Origin of the sequence: Arthrobacter sp. SLBN-83 (assembly GCF_006715285.1) — a bacterium.
GTDB lineage: Bacteria > Actinomycetota > Actinomycetes > Actinomycetales > Micrococcaceae > Arthrobacter.
In genome coordinates, this window is sequence record NZ_VFMX01000001.1 from 2,823,488 (window position 1) to 2,847,150 (window position 23,663).

Genomic DNA, 23,663 nt, shown 5'->3' on the forward strand with positions numbered 1-23,663 from the left:
CAGCACCATGTCCACAGGCAGGCCCCCTTCACGACGCGGCGCCCTGACGCCCACCTTGATCGTCGTCGCCCTGGTGGTGGTGGGGTTCATATTCTTCGCCAACGTCTGGACCGACGTCCTCTGGTACCGGCAGCTGGGCTTTGTCGAAGTCTTCATCACCGAGAACCTAGCAAAGATCGCGACATTCGTGGCCGGCTTCGGCATCATGTTCGCTGCCGTCTTCTTCTCGATCCGCATTGCCTACAACTCCAGGCCCGTTTACGCGCCTGACTCGGAGGTCCGGGACAACCTCAACCGGTACCAGGCACAGCTGGAGCCTGTCCGCAGGATCGTCATGGTTGGCCTGCCGGTCCTCTTCGGTTTGTTTGCCGGCAGCGCAGCCGCCAGCCAGTGGCAGAAAGTCCTGCTGTTCTTCAACCAGGTGGGCTTCGGCCAGGCCGATCCGCAGTTCAACATGGACATCAGCTTCTACCTGATGACCCTGCCGTTCCTTGGGTTTGTGACCGGATTCCTGATCAGCGTGGTGGTGATTGCGGGCATCGCCGGCATCCTCACCCACTATCTCTACGGCAGCATCCGGCTGATGGAGCGCGGCGTGTTCACCAGCCGCGCCGCCCAGATCCACATCGCCGTCACGGGCGCCGCGTTCCTGGTGCTCCTGGGTGTCAACTTCTGGCTGGACCGCTACTCTTCGGTGCAGAGCAACGGCGGCCGCTGGGCCGGTGCCCTCTACACGGATGTGAACGCCGTCATCCCCACCAAGGCCATCCTCGCCGTGGCCGCCGTGCTGGTGGCCATCCTGTTCATCGTGGCTGCCGTAATCGGCCGCTGGCGCCTGCCGGTGATCGGCACGGCCATGCTGATCATCACGTCCATCCTGGCCGGCGGTGTCTATCCGTGGGTCATCCAGCAGTTCCAGGTCCGCCCGTCCGAGCAGACGCTGGAAAGCGAGTACATCAAGCGCAACATCGAGAACACGCGCAAGGCCTATGGCTTGGACGGCATTCAGGAAACCCGGTACGACGCCACCAATACGGCCAACACCGGCGCCCTGGCCCCGGATGCCCAGACCACGGCCAACATCCGCCTCCTGGACCCGAACCTGATTTCGGACGCTTTTGCGCAGCTGGAACAGTACCGTCCGTATTACCAGTTCCCCAAGGCCCTTAATGTGGACCGTTACGAGGTGGACGGCAAGATCCAGGACACCGTGATCGCGGTGCGGGAACTGAACCCCACGAACGTGCAGACCAACCAGCAGGGCTGGCTTAACCAGCACGTGGTGTACACCCACGGCTACGGGGTGGTGGCCGCCAAGGGCAACAAGTTCACGGCTGATGGCAAACCTGAATTCCTGCAGTCCGGCATTCCGTCAACCGGCGTGCTGGGTAACGACAGCACCTACGAACCCAGGATCTACTTCGGCGAGTCCTCACCCGAATACTCCATCGTGGGCGCCCCCGACGGTGCCACTCCGCGCGAGCAGGACCGGCCCTCCGGCAAGGAAGGGGAGGGGGAGACCCAGTACACCTTCAAGGGCAACGGCGGACCGAACGTTGGGTCGTTCTTCAACAAGATCCTGTACGCCATCAAGTTCCAGTCCTCGGACCTGCTGCTGTCGGACGGCGTGAACCCGCAGTCCCAGATCCTCTATGACCGCAGCCCGCGCGAACGGGTCCAGAAGGTGGCCCCCTACCTGACGGTTGACGGAGGCGCGTATCCGGCGGTGGTGGACGGCCGGGTCAAGTGGATCGTGGACGGCTACACCACCAGCCAGTACTTCCCGTACTCACAGCAGAAGTCACTTTCGGATGCCACCGCTGATTCGCAGACGAGTTCCGGCCGTGCCGTGGCCCTGCCCAACAGCACCGTGAACTACATCCGCAACTCGGTGAAGGCAACGGTGGACGCCTATGACGGTTCGGTCACCCTCTATGCCTGGGACGACACGGACCCTGTCCTGAAGGCCTGGCAGAAGGTCTTCCCGTCAACGCTGAAGCCGTATTCAGAGATGTCCGGCGCCCTGATGAGCCACGTCCGGTACCCGGAGGACCTGTTCAAGGTCCAGCGCGAACTGCTGGGGCAGTACCACGTGACGGATCCCATCAGCTTCTACAAGAACAACGACGCGTGGAGTACGCCTGCCGATCCCACCGTGAGCACCGACGTGAAGCAGCCGCCGTTCTACATGTCGCTGCAGATGCCGGACCAGCAGAAGCCTGCCTTCCAGCTGACGTCTTCGTTCATCCCGCAGATCGTCAACGGTAATGCCCGCAACGTCCTGTACGGCTTCCTCGCCGCCGACTCGGATGCAGGAAACCAGCCCGGCGTGAAGGCGGACGGCTACGGCAAGCTGCGGTTGCTGCAGATCCCGCCGGAGACTCAGGTTCCCGGTCCCGGGCAGGCGCAGAACAAGTTCAACTCAGATCCCACGGTGTCCCAGGCGCTCAACCTGCTGCGGCAGGGCGCATCGGACGTACTGAACGGCAACCTGCTTACCCTGCCCGTGGGCGGCGGCATCCTCTACGTCCAGCCGGTCTACCTCAAGTCGACAGGTGAGACGTCCTACCCAACGCTGCAGCGCGTCCTGGTGGCCTTTGGAGACAAGGTGGGCTTCGCGCCCACCCTGGACGCCGCGCTCAAGCAGCTCTTCGGCGGGGATTCCGGGGCGGCCGCAGGCGACTCCGCCAACAACGGCCAGACGCCGACCGGTCCCGCGCCCGCCACGCCGGCCGAGGCGGATGCGAAGGCCCAGCTGAAGGCGGCACTGGACGAGGCGAACTCGGCCATCCAGGCCGGCCAGACCGCGCTTGCGGCGGGCGACTTCGCTGCCTACGGTGACGCACAGAAGAAGGTTGCGGCGGCGCTGAAGAAGGCCATGGACGCCGAGGCCAAGATCCCGGCGACTGCTCCGGAGGCAAACCCGGCCCCCGCAGCTTCCGCCTCGCCTTCGGCCACGCCTTCACCGTCCGCCTCGGCAGGGCGGTAGTACGACGGCGGCAGCCCGGCATTCGAACCCTTGGGGGAGCGGGTGCCGGGCTGGCGTAACGGACGTCACGCCGCTCCGATTTGGCCTTGGGTTCACCTCCCGGTAAAGTAGTTCTTGCGACGCGGGGTGGAGCAGTTCGGTAGCTCGCTGGGCTCATAACCCAGAGGTCACAGGTTCAAATCCTGTCCCCGCAACTGGGAAAGGCCCGGACACTGGAAACAGTGTCCGGGCCTTTTGCTTTGCCCGGCACCGGCGGCCGCGGCAGCACCGCCGTCGAACTTTGCCACAGCTGCACCTGACGAGACCACGCTGCGTGGCCAGGGACGGGTCCTAGGGCCTGCGTGGTCGGGGCGCCGGCAAAAGTAGGGTAGTGTTGATCAAGCGACGCGGGGTGGAGCAGTTCGGTAGCTCGCTGGGCTCATAACCCAGAGGTCACAGGTTCAAATCCTGTCCCCGCAACTTATGAAGGCCCCGACCGGCAGTTACGCCGGCCGGGGTTTTCCGTTTCCTTGGATGCGCCCAGTTCCTAGTATTCTCTTTCGAAGGGCCCCGCGATCTGCGGGCAGCCCCTGTCCTTCCTGAGAGGTATGTTGTTCGATGGCCACACCCACGAAGAAGCCCGGCGCCGCGACGGGCAAGCGGTCCCGGCTTTACTGGATGGTCCCCGCCGTCCTCGTGGCCGTGGTCCTGGTGGTGCTGATCGCCAAGCTGCTCATGGGGCTTCCGGCGGTGGCTTCCTTCGTCGCCGACTACCCGGGCCAGTCGAAACTGCCGGACAACGCCCCCGTGGGATTCCCCGCCTGGCTGGCGTGGCAGCACTTCCTCAACGCTTTCTTCCTGCTCCTGATCATCCGTACCGGCTGGCAGGTACGGACCACCACGCGGCCCAGCGGCCACTGGACCAGGAACAACAAGGGTTTGATCCGCACCAGGAACGCGCCCACCAAGATCAGCCTTGAGCTCTGGTTCCACCTGACATTGGATGCCCTCTGGATCCTGAACGGGGTCATTTTCGCCGTCCTGCTGTTCGCCACCGGGCAGTGGATGCGCATCGTCCCCACCAGCTGGGACATTTTCCCCAACGCGCTCTCGGCCGCACTGCAGTACGCCTCCCTGGACTGGCCCACTGAGGACGGCTGGATCAATTACAACGCGCTGCAGCTGCTGGCCTACTTCGTGACCGTTTTCATCGCGGCACCGCTGGCGTTCATCACGGGCCTGCGGATGTCCGGCGCCTGGCCCAAGAAGGCAGCCAGCCTGAACAAGGCGTTTCCCATCGAATGGGCCCGTGCCGTCCACTTCCCGGTGATGATCTACTTCGTGGCGTTCATCGTGGTCCACGTCTTCCTGGTGCTTACCACCGGCGCGCTGCGGAACCTGAACCACATGTACGGAGGGAGCGACGGCGACGGCTGGTTCGGCTTCTGGGTGTTCCTGGCTTCCGTCGCCGTCATGGTGGCCGCCTGGTTCCTTGCCCGCCCCATCTTCCTGCGGCCCATCGCCTCACTGATGGGCAAGGTCAGCCGCTGACTGCTGCGGCGCTGCCCGGACTTGGTCAGGCGCTTTTGATCTTCTGGTAGGCGTCCAGGGCGCGCTCCCGCGATTCGGGCAGGTCCACGAGCGGCTTGGGATAGCCTTCCGCTCCAACCGTCCACGGCTCGTGGATGCCCTTGCCCTCGACGTCCCGGAGCTCCGGAATGAAGGTCCGCAGGTAGCTGCCGCCGGCGTCGAATTTCTTGCTCTGCGTGACGGGATTGAAGATCCGGTAGTAGGGCGAGGCGTCCGCCCCGGACCCTGCCACCCACTGCCAGTTGGCGGGGTTGTTGGCGGCGTCCGCATCCACCAGCGTGTCCCAGAACCATGCTTCCCCGATTCGCCAATCGGTGAGGAGGTTCTTGACCAGGAACGATGCGGCGGCCATCCGCACCCGGTTGTGCATCCAGCCTGTCTGCCACAACTGCCGCATCCCGGCATCCACCAGCGGGTAGCCCGTGTTGCCCTGCTGCCAGGCGGCAAGCTCTTCACGGCTGGTGGGGGCCCACTGGAAGTTATCGAAGGCCGGCCGGAAGTTGCGGGTGGCTAAATCCGGGTTGTGGTAGAGCAGGTGCCAGTTGAATTCCCGCCAGCCCAGTTCGGCCCGGTAGGTACCGACGTCGGAAGGGACTTTGTGCGGATGCCGGCGCCGGATCTCCCGCCAAACGCGGAACGGGCTGATCTCCCCGAACCGAAGGTGCGGTGACAGCCGGCTGGTGCCTTCGGTGCCGGGCAGGTTCCTGCCCGTTCCGTAGTCCTCGATGGGCCCGCCCAGGAAGTCTTCCAAGCGCTGCTGTGCACCCGTCTCGCCGGGCTGCCACGTGTCAGCCAGGCCGCTGCTCCAGTCGGGGGAGGAGGGCAGGAGGGTCCAGCTGCTGAGCGTGTCGCTGGCAGGGAGGCCGCGTCCCGACGGTCCAGGCTCCGGCAGGGTGTCCGGCGCCTCGAAGGGGTCCCGGACGTCCTGTGACGCGAGGCAGGCCCGCCAGAACGGCGAATAGACCTTGTAGGGTCCGCCCGCCCCGGTCTTGACAGTCCAGGGCTCGAAGAGGAGGTTCGCCTGGTAGCTGGACGCCTGAATCCCGTTGCCGCCTGCCCACTCCTTGAGGTCGGCGTCGATGGTCCGTTCCGGCTGCCCGTACCGGCGGTTCCAGAAGAGGTGGCTTGCCTTCGTCTGGATGGCAAGCGTCCTGATTGTCTCTCCGGCAGGGCCACGGCGAAGTACCAGGCGCGATCCCCGGCTTTCGAGGTCCGCGGAGAGTGCGGCCAGGGAATGGTGCAGCCACCACCGGGCGGCGCCACCGAGGGGCCGCACGCCGTGGGACTCCTCATCGAGGATGTAAACGACAGTGAGCGGCAAGCCGCGGCCGGCCGCTTCCGACAGCGCGGGGTTATCGTCCAACCGCAAATCATCGCGCAACCAGACCAGGGACGTACCTTCGGAAGAAGCCATGGCACCACGCTACACACAGCGGACACAACTATGGCCGGGACCGCGGTCCCGGCCATAGCCGTGTATCACTTGGCGACGTATCGCCGGGCCTTTACAGCTTGTCGAAGTCTGCCTCGTCGACCGTTGATTCTGACGACGCCGGGCTTGCTGCACCCAGGGCAGGCTTGGAATTGCCGCCGGCCTTGAGCGCCGCCAGGCGGGCTTCGATCTCGGTCTGCTCACCCAGGTCCTCCAGCTGGTTGAACTGGGCGTCCAGGCTGGAGGCTGCAAGCTCCTGCTGGCCGCGGACCTTGGCCTCTTCGCGGCGGATCTTCTCCTCGAAGCGGCCCACTTCGCTGGTGGGGTCCATGATGTCGATGCTCTTGATGGCGTCGTGCACCTGGGTCTGTGCGGCTGCGGTCTTGGACCGGGCAACAAGCTCGTTGCGCTTGCTGGTCAGCTGGTTGAGCTTGTTCTTCATCTGGTCAAGGCCGGTTTTCAGCTTGTCCACTACCTCGCGCTGGGAGGCAATGCTCGGCTCTGCGCCCTTGGCTTCGCTTTCGGCGGCCATCTGCCGCTGCAGGGCCACCTTTGCCAGGTTGTCGAACTTCTCGGCGTCGGCTACGTCGCCGGCCGCGCGGAACTCGTCGGCCTTGCGGGAGGCGGCAAGCGCCTTGTTTCCCCAGTCGCGGGCGTTCTTGACGTCCTCGTTGTAGTCGTCTTCCAGCATGCGGAGGTTGCCGATGGTCTGCGCCACGGCGGACTCGGCTTCGGCGATGTTGTTGGTGTAGTCGCGGACCATCTGGTCCAGCATCTTCTGCGGGTCCTCGGCGTTGTCCAGCAAAGAGTTGATGTTCGCCTTTGCCAGCTGCGCGATCCGGCCGAAAATGGACTGCTTAACCATGGTGTTTGCCTTTCGTCCTGCTCTTTGTTGACCACTGGAACCGGTGCACAGTGGTGTACTTCGTCTGTCCGCCCGCCGGGATCTTCCGGTGTATCCGGCGGAAGTCTTAGAAACTGCCGGAGTCTCCGCCGCCGAAATCGCCGCCGCCAAAGTCTCCGCCGCCGAAGCCGCCGGAGTCTCCGCCCCAGCCGCCTCCGCCGTCGCCGCCCCAGCCCCCGCCGCCGCCCCAGCCCCCGTGGCCGCCGTTGAGGATGGAGTTGATCAGGATTCCGCCCAGGATGGCACCGCCCAGTCCGCCGCCGCCTCCGCCGCCGAACATGCCGCCGCGCCCGAAGCCCTGGTTCGCATAGCCGTCGAAGTGCTCCACATCGGCCTGTGCCAGTTGTGCAGCCTGTGCCGCCAGGGCGTGGGCCTGCTGCGCATAGGTAAGCGCGGTGACCGGATCGGTCCGTGCGATGGACAGCGCGTAGTCGAGGTTCCGCTGGGACTCCGCCAGCCGGGTGCGCGCCTCGGTTCCCACACCGCCGCGGCGGGCGGTGATGTAGTCGGAGGTGGCGCTGATCTGGGCCTGCGCCGACATGATGGTCTGCTGCAGTGACGCCTGGGCGCGCCGTGCCTGCTCCTGTTGGTCCCGGATGCCGGTCAGCGCCTGGTCCAGGGACTGGTGGGCCGTCTCTACCCGTTGAAGGGTGGCGATGGGATCGATCTTCCCGCCCTGGATCTCCGTCTTCACCTGCGCGAGCGCTGCCTCCACCGCGGCTACCGGTCCTGCAAGTTCCGCATGGGCGCCCGACTGGATCATGGCCTTTGCCTGCGCCAGGTCCTGGGACGTGTCCACAACTGCGGCCTCGAGCCCGTTGCGGGCTTGGTCGAGGTTGCCGGCAACCTTGGAGATGGCGTCCAGGAGCACGTTGGTCTGGTGCAGGCTTTCCTCGGCCGCACGTACCGCCACCGCGGCCAGGCTGCTTTCGCCTTCACCGAGCTTTTGCTGCGCGGTTTGGGATGCGTTCTGGACAAAGGCCAGGCGTTCCTTGGCCTGGACGATATTGTCCGAGACCTGCACCAGGGCGCTGTCAGCATACTTGGACCGCATGGCCGCCAGGGACTGTTCGGCGCTGGAGATCTTGGCGTCCGCTTCGCGGGCTCCGGCGTTGACGGCCGCGAGGGCCTGCGGAGCGTTCTTCTCCAACTCACGCAGCGAGTCAAAGTCAGCCTTTTGCTCCTGGAGCGATTCCAGGGCGGCCTCGGAGCGGCGGATGATCTCGCCCAGCCAGGTCCGCTGCTGTTCCTCGGTATCCGGAATGTGGTCATCGAGCTGCTGCTGCAGCTTGAAAGACTCCGTCATGTGGGCCTTCGCTTCCGCCAGGGCCTTGGTGAAGTTTCCGACGGCGGCATCCCCGTACTGGGCCTGGGCGAAGCCGAGTTCCTGCTCACTGGACTTGATGGCGTCGTCCGCCTCGATGAGCAGCGAACCGCTCTTGCGCCGAAGTTCCTCAACGCTTAGCGAAGCCAGCGGGTCCAGTTCGGCCCCCTGGGGACCGTAGCTTCCGCTGGAGGCCGCCTGGCCGGCGGCCTTCTTCCGGCGGTTCCGGTAGTACAGGTAGGCCCCGCCACCGGCCACCACCACGCCTGCGCCTACCAGGACACCGGCACCGGCTCCGCTCCCGGACGAGACGTTGCCGCTGCCGCCGCCGGCAGCGTCGCCGACTGCGGATGCGGTGTCGATGGCGGCCTGGGCATAGTCCTTCTTGCCGCCGGCGAGGTTGGCGACTACCGCGTTCTGGGTGATGTTGCTCCGCTTGGAGTAAATGGCGCTGGCCGAGTTGGGGGAGAAGTAGTACTTACCCTGGTCGGTGGCGATGGCAAGGATGACATCGGCCTTGCCCATGCCTTTTGCCTTTGCCACGGCCTGGCTCCAGGCAGTCGGGTCAGAGGGGTTGTCGAACGACTTCACCGTGACCACGTACAGGTTGTACTTGTGGTCCTTCAACAGCTTCTGGATGGCATCCTGGACTTCGCCCTTCCGGCTGCCCAGCACGTTGGCGTCGTCAACGATGTTGGTCCCGGAGGGGATGGTGACCGGGTCTTCGGCCCATGCGGCGCCGGCGGGTACCGCCAGCAGCCCGGCAAAGCCGATCACGGCGAGGATACGTTTGAACTTTGACCGCATGTGCAACCCTTCAGCACGCCTGACACCGATTCGGGACGAATCAGTCGTCGAATCCAGCAGCGCCCCCACGCTTGGTGTGAAGCCGCAGGTCGCTGTGGCATTTCATCTTGATTCTATGGTGCACCCCACAGGCAGTCCATGCGACCGAATATGCCTCCAGCGAAACGCCTTTCGACCAAACAGCCTTGCTCCAAGCGTTCAGGAAGCTCTCAGCAAACATCCGAGCTTGTTCCAGCGGAACGGTTCATAGTTAATGGCAGACGAGGATGAAAGGAAGTCCCATGACTGAGAATCAAACCCCAGGACCGGTCCCTGAGGACAACGGCGCGCAGAGCCGGAACCCGTGGCACCAGCAGGGCGCGGAACAGCCTGGAGACCGCCAGTCGGAAACTCAGTATGGGAACGCGGGCGGATCCGGCACCCCTCAAGGCAACCAGGCCTCCCACAACCACCCCAACCCACAGAACAACACGGAACGGCTGGACCGGCCGCAGGCTGGTGACCACCACACCCAGGAATTGCCCGGCGCACCACGCCCCGTCTACCCGCAGCGGCAGCCGTTTTACGGACAGTCCGCAAACTATGGCCAGCAGCACCAGGACGGTCAGCCCGGATACTACGGCCAGCAGCACCACCAGAATGGCCAGCCCATGCATGGTAGCGGCCATGGCGCGCCTAATGGGAGCGTTGGCCTGGCCCCCAACCCCAAGGATGCCCCGCGCCGGAAGGCGACGTTCGGCATCGGCACCCTTGTGGCCAGCATCCTCGCAGCAGGCCTGGTGGGCGGCGGAGTGGCGACGGTCGGCGCAGGCGAGCTCTCCGGACATAACGCTTCCAGCACGTCGACCGTTGGCAGCAACAGCCAGCCCGGTACGGTCATCGTCAACAACAAGGACGACGTCAATGCCATTACCGCAGCGGCGGTGAAGGCCTCGCCCAGCGTGGTCACCATCAGCGCCACCAGCGGCAGCTCCGGCGGCACCGGCTCCGGCATTGTCCTTGATGACCAGGGGCACATCCTGACCAACACCCACGTGGTGACCCTGGACGGCCAGACCGCCAACGCCACCCTTGAGATCCGGACCAGCGACGGGAAGGTCCTGCCGGCAAAGCTCGTGGGTACCGACCCCCTGTCCGACCTCGCCGTCATCAAGGTGGACGACACCTCCGGCCTCACCCCTGCCACCCTTGGTGACTCGTCCAAGTTGAACGTGGGGGATACTGCCATCGCCATCGGTTCCCCGCTGGGCCTGACCGGAACCGTCACGGACGGCATCGTGTCCACCCTCAACCGGACCATCAGCGTGGCATCGTCGGCAGCGCCCAAGGGCGGTGACAACAGCCAGGGCGGCGACCAGGGGTTCCAGTTCGCCCCTCCGGGTGGCGGACAGAGCCAGCAGAACTCCAGTGAGGGTTCCATCGCCATCAACGTGATCCAGACGGACGCGGCCATCAATCCCGGTAACTCCGGCGGCGCCCTGGTGAACAGCAAAGGCGAGATCATCGGCGTGAACGTGGCCATCGCGTCCGCCGGCTCAGGCACCTCCACTTCGCAGAGCGGCAATATCGGCGTCGGGTTCAGCATCCCGATCAACAATGCCAAGCGCGTGGCACAGGAGATCATCGACAGCGGCAAGGCCTCCCATGGGCAGCTTGGCGTCAGCGTCAAGGCCAAGACCACCTCGGGCGCGGCCTCCGAGTTCTCCGTTGGCGCCGACGTCGCCACCGTCGATGCCAATTCCGCGGCGGGCAAGGCCGGCATCAAAGCGGGCGACGTCATCACCAAGTTCAACGACCTCACCATCGGCGAGCCGAACCAGTTGACCGCTGCGGTCCGGGAACAGCCGGCAGGATCCAAGGTGAAGATCACCGTGCAGCGCGGCGGCAGCGAACAGACGTTCGATGTCACGCTGGGCGCGGCGGCCAGCTAAGGCAGGACAGCACTCACGCAGGCCATGACGACGGCGGCGTCCCCACCAAAGGGGGCGCCGCCGTCGTCATTCCCTGTTCGGTAAACGGCCCTGAAACAGGCGTTAACGGAAGAGGGCGCGGGGGCACGCCGATATGGTTAGCTAGGAGCTACCCGCCTGCCGGGCATTCCGCGGCCATGCCCACCCGGCTGGCTGTCCACAAGCATGGAAGGCTGCTGTAAACACAGTGGAAGAGACATTGAAGATCGTAGTCCTGGTCAAACATGTACCGGACGCCCAGTTCGACCGCCACCTCAACGGGGAGGGCAACACCACGGACCGCGACGAAAGCATTCTGTCCGAGCTTGACGAATACGCCCTTGAAGCAGCCCTGCAGCTGGCCGAGGCGCGCGGCGGAAGCAAGGCGGGCAACCAGGTCATCGCCCTCAGCATGGGACCTGCCGGAGCCGTCAACGCCGTCAAGAAGTCACTGCAGATGGGCGCCACTGAAGGCGTGCACCTCACGGATGACGCCCTGGCAGGGTCGGACGCAGCCGCCACTTCGCTTGCGCTCGCCGCAGCAGTACGCCACCTGGGCGACGTGGACCTGGTCATTACCGGCATGGCCTCAACCGACGGTGAGACCTCCCTTGTGCCGGCGCAGCTGGCCGAGCGGCTTGGGCTGCCGCAGGTCACCTTCGCGTCCACGCTGCAGGTGGACGGCGGCCGCCTGACGGCCCGCCGTGACGCCGACACGTCCTCAGAAACGGTGGAGGCACCGCTGCCCGCCGTCGTGTCCGTCACGGACCAGATCAACGACCCCCGGTACCCCAACTTCAAGGGCATCATCGCCGCAAAGCGCAAGAGCATCACCACCCTGTCCCTGGCCGATATCGGCGTGCAGCCGGCGCAGGTGGGCTTCGCCGGTTCCTGGACCAGCGTGACCAGCGCGGAACAGCGGCCGCCCAGGACCGCAGGGACCATCATCACCGACGAGGGCGACGCCGGCATCAAGCTGGTTGACTTCCTGGCCGCCCAGAAGCTGCTCTAAGAGGGACACCGACATGGCAAAAGTACTCGTATTCATCGACAACCCCGGCGCGTCGCTCAAGAAGAGCAGCCTGGAACTGCTGACCCTGGCCCGCTCCCTGGGCGAGAGCACAGTGGCGCTGAACGGCGAACTCTCCGACGGCGTCGCTGCGACCTTCGCCGAATACGGCGTGGCCGGCATCCTGCGCCCGTCCGCCCAGGACCTTGACGATTTTCTGGTGGCACCCAAGGCGGCCTATGTTGCCGCCGCCGCTGAAATCACCGGCGCCAACATTGTCCTGCTTGACAACTCGCCCGAGGGCAAGGAGATCGCAGCCCGCGTGGGCATCCGGTTGAACGCGGGCGTCATCACCGACGTCGTGGCCGTGGATGCGGACGGCACTGCGCACAAATCGGTGCTGGCCGGTTCCTACAACACCGCCTGCAAGGCCACCACCCCGGTGTCCGTGGTGACCCTGAAGGCCAACAACGTCACCCCGGAGCCCGCGGCGGCCCCCACAACTCCCGGGACTGCCTCGGTGGAGGTCCCCGCGGTAGCCGCAGCGGCCCGCATCACCGAGCGGCAGCAGAAGGTGGCCAGCGGCCGGCCCGACCTCACCGACGCCCGGATCGTGGTGGCCGGCGGACGCGGCATGGACGGAGACTTCGGTCCCGTCGAAGAGCTGGCCGATGCCCTCGGAGCAGCTGTCGGCGCCTCCCGCGCCGCCACCGACGCGGGCTGGATCAGCCACGACGCCCAGGTGGGGCAGACCGGCAAGACCGTTTCCCCGCAGCTGTACATTTCCGCGGGCATCTCCGGCGCCATCCAGCAGAAGGCCGGCATGCAGACGTCCAAGGTCATCGTTGCGGTCAACAAGGATGCCGAATCCCCGGTCTTCGAGATTGCGGACTTCGGCATCATCGGCGACGTCTTCGATGTCCTGCCGCAGGCCGCCGCCGAGATCAAGAAGCGCAAGGGCTGACTCGTTGACTGCCTCCTCGGGGCAGGCAGGGAGCCCGTTCAACCCGGATATGCACCGGGTTGGGCGGGTGCTCTGTTTTGCGGCCCATCCTGACGACATCGACTTTGGCGCTGCCGGAACCGTCGCCGCCTGGACGGCGGCCGGCGTGCAGGTCAGCTACTGCATCATGACCGACGGCGACGCGGGCGGTTTCGACCCTGCCCACCGCGCGGACATCATTGCCATGCGCGACGCCGAACAGCGCCGGGCCGCCAAGCTGGTCGGCGTCACCGACATCCACTACCTCCACCAGCGGGACGGATACCTCGAGCCGTCGCACGAGGTGATGAAGGAGGTGGTGCGGCTGATCCGCCAGATCCGTCCCGACGTCGTCCTTGCCATGCATCCGGAACGCAACTGGGAGCGGATCCAGAAGAGCCACCCCGACCACCTGGCAGTGGGGGAGGCGGTGACGCGGGCCGTGTATCCGGCACTCGAAAACCCCTTCGCCTACCCGGAACTGGCCGACGCCGGTCTCGAGGCCTACAAGCTGCCGTGGCTGTGGCTCTACGCGGGGCCCGGGGAACGGGAAAACCACTTCGTGGACATCACGGACCACGTGGACGCCAAGCTGGCCGCAATCCATGTCCATGTCAGCCAGCACCCCGACGTCGCGGCGATGGAGGCCACCGTCCGCCGGGGAATGCAGCTCAATGCTGCCAGGGCAGGACTGCCGGGAGGGCGCAGTGCGGAAGCGTTCCACGTGGTGGCCGTCAACGGGCCTGACACGATCGCAGGTTTCTAGGACGGAAAAGCGCCCCCGGTTCTTCCCATAAAGAACCGGGGGCGCTTTCCTGTTGCCTTGACTCGAACCTCAGGCTCCGAGCGGAGCCGCCGCGACCGTAGGCAGCGTGGGGGCCTTGGACCCGCCGGCCGGCTCAACCGTGATGCCCAGCGATGCGGCAGAATGGATGCCCTGGACCACGGCAGGCTTGGAGAGGGCCTGCTCGTCCATCAGCCCCTGCGACACGGGAGCCGAACCGTCCTTGGGGATCAGCCACATTTGGTAGACCTTGCCTGCAGGGGGAGCGGGTACGCCGCTCATCTTCACTACGGCAGCGTCCTCGGATGTTGAAATCAGCAGGGTGGCCTTGCCGCCGCCGGCCACGTTCACGGACGCCTCGCGCAGGTCGCTTGCCCTGGCCACCTGGTTGACGGGATCGTTCTGGTCGGCCATGTAGGCGCCCACGCCCACGCCGCCGAGCGCGATGGCCGCTGCTGCTGCCACGCCCACCAGCCAGCGCCGGGTGCCGGACGGCCCGCGCCGCTCCTCGCGGCGCTTGCGGGCCTGCGCCAGCTCATCCCGTGTACCGGAGCCGGCAGGGGTGCTCTGCGAGGGAGCCGGTGGCGTGATTCCGGGCGGCGCCGGTGCGTCGCCGGCTGCCGGTCCGTCCTGGCTGGGGAGTTGGGCAGGAAGCTGGGCGACGATCCGTTCGAACAGGTCCGACGGCGGTTCCTCCTCGGCCCGGAAAGTTCGGGCCAGCGCCTCCCGGGACTGCCGGACGCGTGCAAGGAAGGCCAGCCGCTCCGGCTCAGGGGCGGTGGAGATGTACCGGTCGATGGCATCGCGTTCCTGCTCCGTGACCGCGTCAAGGGCGTAGAGCTCGGCAAGGTCCACGGCACGGCCTGCGGCAAGATCCATCGCCACAGTGTCACCAAAGGAACTTGACCGGCCGTTGCGGCCTTCATCCATTCCGTTCATCTCAACTCACCCCCAAACAGGTCTTCAATCGGATCAGTCCGTCGCGGATGCGGGACTTGATAGTGGGCACTGCCGCATTCAGCCGTTCGGCCACCTCACGGTAAGTAAGGCCGCCGTAGTAGGCCAGGCGCACGGACTCCTGCTGGGTTTCCGTCAGCGTCCCCAGGCAGCGGACAACAGCCTCCGCTTCCAGCCGGCTGCCCACTTCATCGGAAACAGTGTCGTGGTCGATGTCCTGCGTGCTGGCACCGTACTTCGCTTCCCTGTCCGTGGAGGACTGCGACGAGCGCACCTTGTCCACGGCCCGCCGGTGCGAGATAGTCATCAGCCAGGAGAGCGGGCTGCCGGCCTGGGGATCGAACTTCGCAGCGTTCTGCCAGACCTGGAGGAAGACCTCCTGCGTGGTGTCCTCGCTGAGTTCGGGATCGATCAGGACGCGGCGCGCCATGCCGAAGACCCGCCGGGACGTCAGCTGGTAAAACTCGGCAAACGACGCCTGGTCCCCCCGGGCGATGCCCGCCAGCAGGACCGAGAGGCGTTGGCTAAGGTCAGCAGGTGGGTCAGTCACCGCGGCGGAGCCCTCGGAATTCGGCGCGTTGGGAGTTTCCATTACGTCCAAGCATAAGTCTCCGGGCGGGGAATCCTCAGCAGTGCCGTGCCGGCTGCGGCTGTCCGGCCTGGATCCTGCTTCCAGTAGTGTCACCTGCCGCTCCTTGGTCCTGGTCCGCTCGAATGCCTACAGGAGCTATTCGGGGCAGGGCAGGGCGCGGATGGGAGGACGAATGAAGATTTTCCGTGATGCGGAGCCCGGATCCTAAAGCCGGGCGCCCGCGAATCCCTGCTGGCGCCAGGCCTCATAGACGGCGATGGAGGCGGCATTGGCCAGGTTGAGGGAACGAAGGGCCGGCAACATGGGCAGCCGCACCGTGGCGGTCACGTGGGCATCGTTCTTCAGTTCGGCCGGCAGTCCGACGGATTCGCGGCCAAACATCAGGACGTCGCCCGGGGCGTAGGTGATGTCTGTGTAGCTGGTGGTGCCGTCAGAGGTGAACGCGTAGACGCGCTCGGGCTGGAGGTGCTGCCAGGCGTCCTCGATGGTCTTGTGCACCGTAACTACGGCGAGGTCGTGGTAGTCCAGCCCGGCCCGGCGCAGCTTGGCGTCGGAAAAGTCGAAGCCAAGGGGTTCCACAAGGTGCAGTTCGGCGCCCGTGATGGCGGCGAGGCGGATGGCGTTGCCGGTATTGCCGGGAATCTCTGGTTCATGGAAAAGGATGCGGAACACCTCCCCATCCTAGCCACCGTCGTCAGTGCATGCCGCGCAGCAGCCTGGCCAGGACCGGGACGTTCACCGTGTTGGGTGCGGGCCCGGAGGCAAGGAAATCCTTCAGGCCCCGCACCATGCCCGCTGCGTTCACGATCTGGACAGTCTCCAGGGCGCCGGCCGGGCGCCGGTGGTGGTCTATTACCGGTTCATGGAGGTTTCCGTCCGGGCCGTGCACCACGGTCCATCCGGTGACGTTGAGCTCCGGGAAGATTTCCTGCATGGCCCACACCACCCGCGCCAGCTGCGGAGGCGCCACGGAACGGCCGCCATGGTTGAGTGTCCTGCCGTCCCAGGCGTAGGCGCCCCTGGGCAGGAGCATGGAATTGACCAAGGCCAGCCGGTAGCCGGAAAGGACCGCATGGTCGATATGGCTGTTGTCCGCCGGGGACTGCAGTCCATTGACGAGCCGGGCGGCGGGAATGGCCGGCAGCACCTGCCGGGTCAGCAGCTGCACGGTGCGCATCTCGCGCTGGATCCGGGCCTCAGCACCAAAGATGCCGCGTTTCCGCGGCATCCCGTGAACCTGCTGGCGGGCCTGGGCCAGGGGGATGAGGGGAACGTCGTTTCCTTCGTACGGCGGAACATAGATCGGCGGGTCGCCTGCGGTGTTCCTGCCGTTTCCTGGCCTCCGGACGGTTGCCGACGCCCTGCTTCCGGCGGCAGGGGCATCAAAATGGGCGCCGTCGTCGGGCGCGGCTCCGCGGACTGGACCAGCACCGTAGGACCGGTCGTAGGCTTTCCGCCGCTGCGGATCGATCAGGGTCTCGTAGGCAGCAGTCACTCGCCGGAATGCTGCGGCATCACCGCCGTGGTCCGGGTGCGCAATCCTGGCGGCGCGGCGGTAGGCCACCTTGATTTCCTTGTCGGTGGCGGTGACGGCCACGCGAAGGACCTGGTAGTGGGAGCTGCTGCTCTCGGTCAAGCATTTTTCCTTTACATCATGCGCGGCTTCCTGTTTTCCGTCAGGGAAACGGGTGCCCGCCCAGTCTAGCCAGCACTTGTGGCGCCATGCCGTGACAACGAACGCCGGGTGCTTGCGGGTTCCCGGCGGACCGGAGTCTAGACTCGTGCCTGCGCGGCTGAACGGTGATCCGCGGCCGGAAGAAACAAGCAGGGGTGGAAATGGAGATGCCGACGACGGCTGGGCGGCCCGGCAGGGCACGGCACAGGGGAGTGCCGCTCGCCTTTGCATGCCTGGGCTCTATGCTCTTGGGCGGGTGCAGCGTAGGTGTTCCGGATCCTTCCGTACCGGCTGCAACTTCAAACACTCCGGTGCTGGCCACTCCCACCATTACCCCGGGGTACGACGCTGCCGCCGTTGCGGCGCGGGACCTCCCCTTCGCTGCCGGCGGGACGCTGGCGCCCGGAGTGCCGGTGGGCATCTCCGATGAGCTGAAAGGCGCGCCCGGCTGGAAGCTCGAAAAGGAAAACGTGGCCGGTTCCAGCCAATACGCAAGGACGGATGGCTGCGTTGTGGCGGCCCGGATCAGTACGGGCCAGGCTCCGCTGGCGCGGGGCGGGGACCGGGACTCAACCGTTGCGCTTTTCCAGTACCTGGACGGCACCATCCAGCCTTCGTACCTGAAGACGGAAACATTGCAGTGGGGCGGCACGCCGGACGCGCCGGGCAAAAACGTTGAAGTGCTGGCGCTGGAGCAGGCGGCTCCGGGCGGGCGGTCCACTGCGGTGCTGGCGAGGGTTTTTGGTACGGCGGATTCGTCGGCGTATATATCGGTGTCCTGCCCGGACGCGGCGGCACTGGCATCAGCGCGCAACGACGTCCGCCGTTACCTGCCGCTGCTTCCTCCCGGTGCTTGACCTGGCCCGTTGGCAGGTGGGCCAGGTCGGCGCAAGGCCGCCGGCGGCTGGAGGGCACAGCTGCCGGCGGATTCTTTGCACGGAACACCCGCTTCCGCGGACAGAACGGGTTAAACGGCGGACCGGCTGATCCCCGCAGACAGCCGGTTGAGGGCCAGGGCGCCTACCAGGAGCCCGAAGTCCCGCAGGGCCACGTCGTAGAAGCTTCCCAGCAGCAGCAGGTTGATGATGATCCCAGCTAACCAGGCGGCCACCAACAACGAGCCGTACTTTGGACGAAGGGCCACAACCACGCCGGCGATGATCTCCACCACCCCGACGACGTACATGAAGGTCTGGGGTGGCAGCGGCACCACCGCGGTGGCCTGGGGTGCCAGGTAGACGGTCCACTGGGTGAGGATATTCGTGAACTTGTCCAGGCCGAAAAGGATGGGCGCAACGGTAAAGACAGTGCGCAGCAGCAGGAAGGCCTGCCGGTCCGCCGGCATGGTGGTGAATGCATGCTGGGTGCGCACTGCCGATGCTGATTTCATGGTGTACTCCTTCTAAAAGTAGGTACCGCAATTTTAGAAAGCGCCTGTTCTATAATCAATAGATCTTGTGTTTGGATTTGGAGGCGTCATGTACCGACTTCCCTGGGCGGACAGGATCGCCGCCGTTGCCTCACTCACGGACGGGAAGAGGCTGCAACTGTTCGAGCTGGTGGCGGCGTCGCCCCGGCCCATGGGGCGCGATGAGGTGGCGGAGGCGGCTGGAATGGCGCGGAGCACCGTTTCCTTCCATCTCGACAGGCTGGTCCAGGATGGACTTCTGGCCGTGGAATTCCTTAAGCCCGCGGGCAGGACGGGGCCAGGGTCGGGACGTCCGGCCAAAATGTACCGGCCGGTGGGCGGCGAAGTAGGAGCCTCCGTACCGGACCGGAACTATGACCTCGCCGGGGAATTGATGGCGGCTGCCATCGAGTCTTCGCAGGCCGAAGGCGGGCCGGTGGGGGAGTCGCTGCGCCACGTTGCGTTCCGGAAGGGTCGGGAACTCGCAGAAGCGGCCGGCGGGCTGGAGGATTTCCTGTCGGAAGCGGGCTACCAGCCACAGCCTGATGGTGACGGCGGCTACCGGCTGCCCAACTGCCCTTTCCATAGGCTTTCGCGGACCCATGCAACGGTAGTGTGCGACATGAACGGCGCCTTCCTGCGGGGGGCGGCGGTTGGCTGCGGCAGCCCCGAGGACCGTGTCGCCGAGGCCTCCGAGCCAGGTCATTGCTGCGCCCGGATCAAGGGCGCCGGCTAACGGCGCCCGCCGGGAGCTGGGGCACGGGGCGATAGAATTGGAGGATGCCCGCCTACCTCGACCATGCCGCCACCACGCCGCTTTCCGGAGCCGCGCTCGCCGCCTTGACCCGGGAGCTCGCGCGGACCGGCAATCCCTCATCGCTGCATGGGTCCGGCCGCCGTGCCCGCCGTGCCGTGGAGGATGCCCGGGAAGCCATTGCCGCAGCGGCGGGAGCCCACCCCTCGGAGGTGATCTTCACCTCGGGAGGCACCGAGTCGGACAACCTCGCGGTGAAGGGCATGTACTGGTCCCGGGTGGCAGAAGACCCGACGCGGCGGCGCATCCTATGTTCCGCCGTCGAACACCACGCGGTCCTTGACACCGTGGAATGGCTGGAGCGCCACGAAGGTGCCGAGGTGACCTGGCTGCCGGTGGACGGCGAAGGGGTGCTGGATCTGGATGTGCTCGAAACTGAACTTGCGCGCGATCCGGGTACCGTGGCGCTGGTGACCGTCATGTGGGCCAACAATGAGGTGGGCGCCATCCAGCCGATCCGGCGCATCGTTGACCTTGCCCATGGTGCAGGCGTCCCGGTGCATTCCGATGCAGTCCAGGCGTTCGGCTCGGTGCCGGTGCACTTCAAGGATTCAGGCCTGGATGCCATGTCCATCTCGGGGCACAAAATCGGCGGCCCCGTCGGGGTGGGGGCACTCCTGCTGGGACGGGCCGTGAAATTGACGCCCGTGCAGCATGGCGGCGGGCAGGAACGCGACGTACGCTCCGGCACCCTGGACACCGCTTCCATTGCTGCCTTCGCTGCAGCCGCGGAAGCTGTCACTGCAGCGCTTCCCACGGAGTCGGCACGGATCGCCGCGCTGCGGGACAGGCTGATCGACGGCGTCCGGGAACGGGTACCGGAGGCGGTCCTCCGCGGTGCGCCTGGGGCCGGCCGGCTTCCCGGCAACGCCCATTTCACATTTCCCGGCTGCGAAGGGGACTCGCTGCTGTTCCTCCTTGACCTCGCGGGCATCGAATCGTCCACCGGGTCGGCGTGCACGGCCGGCGTGCCCCGGCCCTCCCACGTGCTCCTGGCCATGGGCCTGGACGAGGAAACGGCGCGCGGGGCCCAGCGGTTCAGCCTGGGGCACGCTTCCACAGAAGCCGACGTCGACGCCCTGCTTGCGGCGCTGCCTGAAGCTTATGCCCGGGCGCGCCAGGCGGGCATGGCCGGGCATGAGTCCTCGATCCAGACTGCAGGGACCGTGGCACGGCAGGCTCTGGCCGGGGCGTGACCCTCACCCTTACCTTTTCCGGCCAATTTGCCTGCCACCGTAGAATGGATAGGCGAAGATCGTTTCCGCCGCCGCTGCGGTCAATCCGTTGCGGCCCCGGAGAACAAGCATCCCCCAACAGAAAGCCAGCATGCGAGTACTAGCAGCCATGAGCGGCGGAGTTGACTCCGCTGTTGCCGCCGCCCGCGCGGTGGAGGCCGGGCACGACGTCGTCGGCGTCCACCTGGCCCTGTCGCGCATGCCCGGAACCCTGCGCACCGGCAGCCGTGGATGCTGCACCATCGAGGACTCGCGCGACGCGTGGCGTGCCTGCGACGTACTCGGCATACCGTACTACGTGTGGGACTTCTCCGAGCGCTTCAAGGAAGACGTCGTCCAGGACTTCATCGACGAATACGCGGCCGGCAGGACGCCCAACCCCTGCATGCGCTGCAACGAACGCATCAAGTTCGCCGCCCTTCTGGAGAAGGCCATCGCCCTGGGCTTCGACGCCGTCTGCACCGGGCACTACGCCAAGGTCATCGAGGACGCCAACGGCAACCGGGAACTGCACCGCGCTGCCGACTGGGCCAAGGACCAGAGCTACGTCCTCGGCGTCCTTACCCACGAACAGCTCAGGCACTCCATGTTCCCGCTGGCGGACACCCCCTCCAAGGCCGAGGTGCGGGCCGAAGCGGAGCGGCGCGGCCTCTCGGTGGCCAACAAGCCGGACAGCCACGACATCTGCTTCATCCCCGACGGCGACACCGCGGGCTGGCTTGCCGACAAGATCGACATGACCAGCGGCGACATCGTGGATGAGACAGGAGCCAAAGTGGGGGAGCACCCGGGTGCCAACGCATTCACTGTCGGCCAGCGGCGCGGACTCAAGCTGGGAACCCCTGCTGCTGACGGCAAGCCCCGCTTCGTGCTGGAAATCCGGCCCAAGGAAAACAAGGTAGTGGTGGGCCCCGGGGCGCTGCTGGCAATCGACGAGATCCGCGGCATTAAGGTGTCCTGGGCAGGCCTTCCCATTGCGGAAGTGGAAACCGGAGCCGAATTCGACTGCTATGCACAGGTGCGGGCCCACGGGGATCCGGTTCCGGCGACGGCGTGGATGGAGCCCGCCGCGGACGGCGCTGGGGCAAGCCAGTTGGTGGTCCGCCTGGTGACACCGTTGCGGGGCGTCGCGCCCGGGCAGACCGTGGTCCTGTACCAGGGCACCAGGGTGCTGGGCCAGGCAACCATAGACGCCGCGCGTTCGCTCCAGCGGGCCGCCCTGTAACCTGCACGATCCAAGGCACTGTCCCGGATATCACCGGGGCAGTGCTTTGCCGTCCCCGGAACTTTTATGCGGCCCGTCGCCAGCAGGCTCTGTCCGCCAAGTGGGCAACAGTACCAATGAGATAAATTTTGTGTTTCAAGTCACGGAAATGGCCATCTTGAGGGCTGACTCTCTGATTGAATCTAGGGATCAGCACTGCCCGCCGGGGGCAAGGGTCAACATTGCCCGTGTCTCCAGCGTGCGCGTACTCATCGGACAGAAAGTTCACAGATGATCAAGAGCACAACTGGCCTGCACCGCGCCATCGCGCTGGCAGGCATCTCCGCCCTGGCCCTGACAGCCTGCACCGGGCCATCGGGCGGCGGCGGTGGAACGTCGAGCGGCGGAAGCGCCGGTGGCGGTGCCATCACTTTCGGAACGACCGACAAGGTTGTCACCCTCGACCCCGCCGGCTCCTACGACGCAGGGTCCTTCCTGGTGATGAACCAGGTCTACCCCTTCCTGATGAACTCCAAGCCCGGCTCAGCTGAGGTCAGCCCGGACATCGCTGAGTCCGCATCCTTTACCTCGCCGACGGAGTTCACGGTGAAGCTCAAGCCCAACCTGAAGTTTGCCAACGGGCACGCCCTGACCGCCTCGGATGTGAAATTCTCCTACGACCGCGTAGTGAAGATTGACGATCCCAACGGTCCCGCCTCCCTGCTGTCCAACCTCAAGTCGGTGGAAGCCAAGGATGACACCACGGTGGTGTTCACTCTCAAGGCCGGCAATGACCAGGTGTTCCCCAGCGTCCTGGGTACCAACACCGGGCCGATCGTGGACGAGGAAGTCTTCCCGGCCGACAAAGTGATGAGCGATGAAGACATCGTCGCCGGCAAGCCCTTTGCGGGCCCCTACACCATCGATTCCTACAAGAAGAACGAACTTGTCAGCCTTAAGAGCAACCCGGACTACAACGGACTTTTGGGCAAGCCGGCCAACGACAGCGCCGTCATCAAGTACTACGCGGACTCCAACAACCTCAAGCTGGACGTCCAGGGTGGCAACATCGACGTTGCCGGCCGCAGCCTGACCGCGACCGACGCCGCGGACCTGGACAAAGACTCCAAGGTCAAGGTCTACAAGGGCCCGGGCGGTGAGCTCCGGTACATCGTCTTCAACTTCGACACCATGCCCTTTGGCGCCAAGACGCCGGAAGCCAACCCAGCCAAGGCCCTGGCGGTCCGCCAGGCCATGGCTGACATCGTGGACCGCCAGGCCATCTCCGACCAGGTCTACAAGGGAACCTACGTTCCCGCGTACTCGGTGGTCGCTGACGGCCTGCCGGGTGCAACCCAGCCCATGAAGGAGATGTACGGCGACGGCAGCGGCAAGCCGAGCCTGGACAAGGCCAAGAAGACCCTGTCCGACGCCGGCATCACCGGTCCGGTCAACATCAAGCTCCAGTACAACCCGGACCACTACGGCAAGTCCTCCGGCGACGAGTACGCCATGGTGAAAGAGCAGCTGGAGAAGTCAGGCCTGTTCACCGTGGACCTGCAGTCCACAGAGTGGGTGACCTACTCCAAGGCACGCACCGCTGATGCCTACCCGGTGTACCAGCTGGGGTGGTTCCCGGACTACTCCGATGCTGACAACTACCTCACGCCGTTCTTCATCCCCGGCAACTTCCTGAAGAACCACTACGAGAACCCGACCGTCACGGACCTGGTGCAGAAGCAGCTCACCACCCCGGACAAGACCGAGCGCCAGAAGCTGATCGGCGATGTCCAGACCGCTGTGGCCAAGGACCTTTCCACCCTGCCGCTTCTCCAGGGCTCGCAGCTGCTGGTGGCGGGGAAAGATGTCAAGGGCGTCGAAAAGACCCTTGATCCTTCCTTCAAGACCCGCCTTGGCGTCTTGTCCAAGTAAGCACTCCACCCCCCATCGGGCTCTGACTGGCCAGAGGCGGGACGCCGCAACGGTGTCCCGCCTTTTGCCGGTCATCAGCCAGCACCGAGGGGACTGC

The 23,663-nt window shown here is 65.7% G+C and carries 19 protein-coding genes and 2 tRNA genes; 13 read left to right on the plus strand and 8 right to left on the minus strand.

Translation table 11 applies throughout. The annotated features are described in order from the left end of the window. The first annotated feature begins 7 nt into the window (after positions 1 to 7). From FBY30_RS13145 to FBY30_RS13160, 4 genes are all read left to right on the plus strand, one after another. Positions 8 to 2,989 carry a UPF0182 family membrane protein gene (locus FBY30_RS13145; RefSeq protein WP_200830768.1) on the plus strand — a complete coding sequence of 994 codons (2,982 nt, stop codon included), beginning with the start codon at positions 8 to 10 and terminating at the stop codon, positions 2,987 to 2,989. Positions 2,990 to 3,109: 120 nt separating this feature from the next. Next, a tRNA-Met gene (locus FBY30_RS13150) sits at positions 3,110 to 3,183 on the plus strand. A gap of 191 nt (positions 3,184 to 3,374) precedes the next feature. Next, positions 3,375 to 3,448 (plus strand) — tRNA-Met (locus FBY30_RS13155). A 138-nt stretch (positions 3,449 to 3,586) separates the two neighbouring features. Beyond that, positions 3,587 to 4,519: a cytochrome b/b6 domain-containing protein gene (locus tag FBY30_RS13160; protein ID WP_142133258.1), complete on the plus strand. Its 933-nt coding sequence runs from the start codon at positions 3,587 to 3,589 to the stop codon at positions 4,517 to 4,519. 25 nt (positions 4,520 to 4,544) lie between these two features. Here the strand turns inward: FBY30_RS13160 and FBY30_RS13165 are convergent, their stop codons facing one another. The 3 genes from FBY30_RS13165 to FBY30_RS13175 form a co-directional block, all read right to left on the minus strand. Continuing rightward, positions 4,545 to 5,972: a cryptochrome/photolyase family protein gene (locus FBY30_RS13165; RefSeq protein ID WP_142133259.1), complete on the minus strand. Its 1,428-nt coding sequence runs from the start codon at positions 5,970 to 5,972 to the stop codon at positions 4,545 to 4,547. Positions 5,973 to 6,063: 91 nt separating this feature from the next. Continuing rightward, complete coding sequence (locus FBY30_RS13170) at positions 6,064 to 6,855, minus strand: PspA/IM30 family protein (RefSeq protein WP_142133260.1); 792 nt, start codon at positions 6,853 to 6,855, stop codon at positions 6,064 to 6,066. Between the two features lie 106 nt (positions 6,856 to 6,961). After that, positions 6,962 to 9,025 carry a TPM domain-containing protein gene (locus FBY30_RS13175; RefSeq protein ID WP_142133261.1) on the minus strand — a complete coding sequence of 688 codons (2,064 nt, stop codon included), beginning with the start codon at positions 9,023 to 9,025 and terminating at the stop codon, positions 6,962 to 6,964. Between the two features lie 281 nt (positions 9,026 to 9,306). Between FBY30_RS13175 and FBY30_RS13180 the strand changes: the two genes are divergently transcribed. The 4 genes from FBY30_RS13180 (at position 9,307) to FBY30_RS13195 (ending at position 13,731) form a co-directional block, all read left to right on the plus strand. After that, on the plus strand, positions 9,307 to 10,956 hold the full coding sequence (locus tag FBY30_RS13180; protein ID WP_142133262.1) for a S1C family serine protease: 1,650 nt from the start codon (positions 9,307 to 9,309) through the stop codon (positions 10,954 to 10,956). Between the two features lie 238 nt (positions 10,957 to 11,194). Beyond that, the gene (locus FBY30_RS13185) at positions 11,195 to 11,986 is read left to right on the plus strand and encodes an electron transfer flavoprotein subunit beta/FixA family protein (protein WP_142133263.1); all 792 of its coding nucleotides are present in this window, start codon (positions 11,195 to 11,197) and stop codon (positions 11,984 to 11,986) included. A gap of 13 nt (positions 11,987 to 11,999) precedes the next feature. Then, positions 12,000 to 12,947 (plus strand): electron transfer flavoprotein subunit alpha/FixB family protein, encoded by a 948-nt coding sequence (locus FBY30_RS13190; RefSeq protein ID WP_142133264.1) that lies wholly within the window; start codon positions 12,000 to 12,002, stop codon positions 12,945 to 12,947. Between the two features lie 4 nt (positions 12,948 to 12,951). After that, positions 12,952 to 13,731, plus strand: coding sequence for a PIG-L deacetylase family protein (locus FBY30_RS13195; RefSeq protein WP_142133265.1), 780 nt, complete (start codon positions 12,952 to 12,954; stop codon positions 13,729 to 13,731). A gap of 69 nt (positions 13,732 to 13,800) precedes the next feature. Here FBY30_RS13195 and FBY30_RS13200 read toward each other — a convergent pair whose 3' ends face one another. The 4 genes from FBY30_RS13200 to FBY30_RS13215 form a co-directional block, all read right to left on the minus strand. Next, positions 13,801 to 14,679: an anti-sigma factor domain-containing protein gene (locus tag FBY30_RS13200; protein ID WP_142135247.1), complete on the minus strand. Its 879-nt coding sequence runs from the start codon at positions 14,677 to 14,679 to the stop codon at positions 13,801 to 13,803. A gap of 10 nt (positions 14,680 to 14,689) precedes the next feature. Then, positions 14,690 to 15,298, minus strand: coding sequence for a sigma-70 family RNA polymerase sigma factor (locus tag FBY30_RS13205; protein ID WP_142133266.1), 609 nt, complete (start codon positions 15,296 to 15,298; stop codon positions 14,690 to 14,692). 204 nt (positions 15,299 to 15,502) lie between these two features. After that, positions 15,503 to 15,970 carry a tRNA (cytidine(34)-2'-O)-methyltransferase gene (locus tag FBY30_RS13210; protein WP_142133267.1) on the minus strand — a complete coding sequence of 156 codons (468 nt, stop codon included), beginning with the start codon at positions 15,968 to 15,970 and terminating at the stop codon, positions 15,503 to 15,505. A gap of 22 nt (positions 15,971 to 15,992) precedes the next feature. Beyond that, positions 15,993 to 16,934 (minus strand): J domain-containing protein, encoded by a 942-nt coding sequence (locus FBY30_RS13215; protein ID WP_142133268.1) that lies wholly within the window; start codon positions 16,932 to 16,934, stop codon positions 15,993 to 15,995. A gap of 350 nt (positions 16,935 to 17,284) precedes the next feature. Between FBY30_RS13215 and FBY30_RS13220 the strand changes: the two genes are divergently transcribed. Further along, the gene (locus FBY30_RS13220; RefSeq protein WP_235009438.1) at positions 17,285 to 17,830 is read left to right on the plus strand and encodes a hypothetical protein; all 546 of its coding nucleotides are present in this window, start codon (positions 17,285 to 17,287) and stop codon (positions 17,828 to 17,830) included. 110 nt (positions 17,831 to 17,940) lie between these two features. Here FBY30_RS13220 and FBY30_RS13225 read toward each other — a convergent pair whose 3' ends face one another. Next, positions 17,941 to 18,363, minus strand: a complete 423-nt coding sequence (locus FBY30_RS13225; RefSeq protein ID WP_142133270.1) for a DoxX family membrane protein — start codon at positions 18,361 to 18,363, stop codon at positions 17,941 to 17,943. Between the two features lie 88 nt (positions 18,364 to 18,451). Between FBY30_RS13225 and FBY30_RS13230 the strand changes: the two genes are divergently transcribed. From FBY30_RS13230 to FBY30_RS13245, 4 genes are all read left to right on the plus strand, one after another. Continuing rightward, positions 18,452 to 19,117, plus strand: coding sequence for a helix-turn-helix transcriptional regulator (locus FBY30_RS13230; RefSeq protein WP_142133271.1), 666 nt, complete (start codon positions 18,452 to 18,454; stop codon positions 19,115 to 19,117). A 44-nt stretch (positions 19,118 to 19,161) separates the two neighbouring features. Beyond that, on the plus strand, positions 19,162 to 20,391 hold the full coding sequence (locus FBY30_RS13235; protein WP_142133272.1) for a cysteine desulfurase family protein: 1,230 nt from the start codon (positions 19,162 to 19,164) through the stop codon (positions 20,389 to 20,391). Between the two features lie 130 nt (positions 20,392 to 20,521). Then, positions 20,522 to 21,655: a tRNA 2-thiouridine(34) synthase MnmA gene (mnmA, locus tag FBY30_RS13240; RefSeq protein WP_142133273.1), complete on the plus strand. Its 1,134-nt coding sequence runs from the start codon at positions 20,522 to 20,524 to the stop codon at positions 21,653 to 21,655. A gap of 270 nt (positions 21,656 to 21,925) precedes the next feature. Beyond that, complete coding sequence (locus tag FBY30_RS13245; RefSeq protein WP_142133274.1) at positions 21,926 to 23,566, plus strand: ABC transporter substrate-binding protein; 1,641 nt, start codon at positions 21,926 to 21,928, stop codon at positions 23,564 to 23,566. The last annotated feature ends 97 nt before the right edge of the window (positions 23,567 to 23,663 follow it).